Raw genomic sequence first — 709 nt, forward strand, 5'->3', positions numbered from 1 at the left:
ATCTTTCGGGAACAGTGTTCTACAGTACACGGACTAATACTGTAGAAGTGATTTTACATATCTCGAAAAACTTCAAAAAAACGAAGTTTTTTAAACATGCCTTCTTATACTTCTCGTTGCTTTACTGAATCTGTTATAAAGCTGTTTAATCCAGACAAGGATTGGATTATATTACCTTCATCGACAGAAATCATCATACGAGCAACGAGAAATTTGGGAAACATAATTTTTCATAGATTATTGGGAGTTACCGCTGCTTTCTTTAGCTGATCAATATTTGACCAAATATATTGTTTAGTAGATTGAATGGATGTATGACCTAATATATTTTTAACTTCAGTAATGGGAATCGTCTGATTCGACAACTCTGTTGCCAAACTATGCCGCATTGAATGAAGCCCACAATGTTTGTCATCTATATTTATATTAGCTAGATTAAAATATTTTGCTACATGTCTAGAAAAATGATTATTCTTAGAATAAGGTGTGTGAGGTGCTCTGAATCGTATAAATAAATTCGGAGAAACAATTGAAGGTCTAACATTTTTTATATAATCAAGTAAGGCTAGTTCAATTTCATAAATAAGAGGCAGATTTAACGGTGTTTGAGTTTTTTGTTGTGAAAGTGACAGTATTTTATCTTGCCAGTTTATTGCGGATAGTTGTAAATCTCTTATGTCACTAACCCTAAGACCGTATACACTAGCGA

1 protein-coding gene is annotated in these 709 nt (G+C 32.6%); it reads right to left on the reverse strand.

Annotation, left to right across the window (positions count from 1 at the left end):
- Nucleotides 1-230: 230 nt before the first annotated feature.
- Nucleotides 231-709, reverse strand: a 479-nt coding sequence (locus ACYQ2O_RS12560) for a tyrosine-type recombinase/integrase (RefSeq protein WP_459796749.1), incomplete at its 5' end; no start/stop codon positions are given.

This window comes from Alkalibacterium sp. m-11, assembly GCF_054658155.1.